This window comes from Acinetobacter sp. YH12094 (assembly GCF_013419295.1).
Lineage (GTDB): Bacteria > Pseudomonadota > Gammaproteobacteria > Pseudomonadales > Moraxellaceae > Acinetobacter > Acinetobacter amyesii.
This window is the reverse complement of record NZ_VPAK01000075.1, coordinates 1-2,180: the sequence shown is the minus strand read 5'-3', so window position 1 is coordinate 2,180 and position 2,180 is coordinate 1. Positions and strand designations below refer to the sequence as shown.

The window sequence follows — 2,180 nt, the reverse complement described above, 5'->3', positions numbered from 1 at the left end:
GTAAATTTTCAGCGTTGCTGGCTCCCCGTCAGCCGGATTGGGTTGCATCGCAGGGGTGTCGAAAGAGTCAACTGCGGTCCAAAGCTGTTGGACTTGGGTGAAAAGGGCGTTTATTCTTCCTATACGTGAACCGCATCCTACGGAATGAGTAACCCTTGCCCTATTGTGAGTAGAACGTCGTATAATTCAAACGAAAGCAGTTAATAGGTATGAAATATCACAGCACAAAAGAGCGACAGGACATGTTTAGATGATGTTATTATAAAATAATAACATCATGGATGAATAAAAAATAATTTTCTATCTTTACAACTATGTTATACTTCTATGATAAGGCTATGATGGCAAAGCCTTGGTTTTCCTAATCAAATAGTCGCCGAGATGGCTTCAATGCGACAGTAGGTCTACTGTCTCACAATTAATTCATGTATCAGATTTTTGTTCCCTGATGGGAAGTGTTATCCATACGAAAAGAATATGGGTAAAGTGTTACACCTGTATATGACATTCAGAATGTCCTGTCGGGGGAACTGGTACCAATTTAATAAAAGAAAACAGTATAGAAATGACAATCGAAGATATGCAAACATTAGCCCTAGAGCATGGGCTGAGAATTTCGGAAGAGATGAGCGTCAATGAGATGGGCATCGACTTTAGAGTTGCCTTTGTAAAGGAAGTAAACGGTGAGAACTGGGTACTCCGTATACCTCGAAGAAGCGATATGCTTGAACAAATCGAAAATGAAAGTAGAATATTGGATTTAGCCAAAAGAAACCTGTCGATCAATGTCCCTGATTGGAAAATTGTATCGGAGCGCCTAATAGCCTACCCTTTACTGGAGGATGCGCCTGCTCTGACATTCGATGCGATAACACATGAGGTTTCTTGGAACATAGATCGCGATAGCATAGCTTATGTGGAGTCTCTGGCAAAATCATTGGCCGAATTACATCGTATTACAGCTGACGATGTGAGAAAGAGCAACTTGAAAATAATGACTCCAAGTGAATTGAGGACCGAAATAGCTGACCGTATCCACTTGGTGAAATCTGAGATAGGTATCAGCGAGCCGTTGGAAAACAGATACCGTAGATGGTTGGACAATGACCCTTTGTGGCCTGAATTCACTTGTTTCATCCATGGCGATCTCTATGCAGGGCATGTCTTAACCTCGAAGGAAGGTAAGACCTCTGGTATCATAGATTGGTCTACTGCGCATATGGGTGATCCTGCACTGGACTTTTCTGGTCACGTATCGGTTTTTGGAGAGGATAGCCTGAAGAGTTTGATAACGGAGTATGCTAAACAAGGCGGAACGATATGGGATAGGCTCTACGAACAATCTATAGAGAGGGCTGCTGCAGCTCCATTAGCATATGGCGCTTTTGCGGTAGAGTGCAACGACGATAATCATATCAATGCCGCCAGAGCAGCCTTAGGTATTGTTCAATAAAATGATGTGAGGATACTTTTTTAAATGCTAAAATAGGAGTTCGATTGGTGCCACTTAAGAGTATCATTGATTTCTATTTTAGCCAGTATCCTCCACTTTTAGGAGCTCCTCGAAACTCGATTTTATGATCATCTCTTAAGATTTTGAGCCACCGCTCTACTATCTTGACAGGAACTAATAGCTCGTTTACTAAAAATGGTGCACGCTTTCCTGGATTAGTTCTTATCTGATTAAATAGTAGATTTACTCCCTCACTTACTCCCTCATTAGATTCGAAAAGTAGCTTTGATGAGACAATAACTCGAAAACCGTGCTGGAAATTTTCAAAGACAGGGGGACGCAGACCATAGGATGCGAAGCCTTCTTGGATTCGTTTGATGCCTGACCCATATTTTTCAATAAAATGCGCTTCTTTGAACGTGGCAGATATCCTTTTATTGCGCGCCCATGGCGAGTAATCTTCACGAAGAAGCTGATCAATCGTTAAGTTATCAGCTAAACCACCTGGATTGAAAAACTCTATGGAATTGTAATACACCCTGATTATGGAATCGGCAAATTAATTTGGACTTGGGTGAAAAGGGCGTTTATTCTTCCTATTACGTTGTCGGCAGCGGGCCAAAAAGGAATACGTCCATGCCCATCGAGGTGAAACCGGCTGTGAGCGCGGGTTCAAGCATATAGCCCGACAGGCGCGTATCCTTGCCGATCACGACACGATGGCGGT

The 2,180-nt window shown here is 42.5% G+C and carries 2 protein-coding genes and 1 pseudogene; 1 reads left to right on the top strand and 2 read right to left on the bottom strand.

Features of this window, described 5'->3' with window-relative positions:
* Window positions 1-565: 565 nt before the first annotated feature.
* Complete coding sequence (mph, locus tag FTU34_RS17645; protein WP_071830579.1) at window positions 566-1,453, top strand: Mph(E)/Mph(G) family macrolide 2'-phosphotransferase; 888 nt, start codon at window positions 566-568, stop codon at window positions 1,451-1,453.
* A 73-nt stretch (window positions 1,454-1,526) separates the two neighbouring features.
* On the opposite strand, the gene FTU34_RS17640 is transcribed toward mph, so the two are convergent.
* The gene (locus FTU34_RS17640) at window positions 1,527-1,991 is read right to left on the bottom strand and encodes an ATP-binding protein (protein WP_071830580.1); all 465 of its coding nucleotides are present in this window, start codon (window positions 1,989-1,991) and stop codon (window positions 1,527-1,529) included.
* A gap of 67 nt (window positions 1,992-2,058) precedes the next feature.
* Window positions 2,059-2,180: pseudogene (locus tag FTU34_RS17635) on the bottom strand (hypothetical protein); the annotation flags it as partial.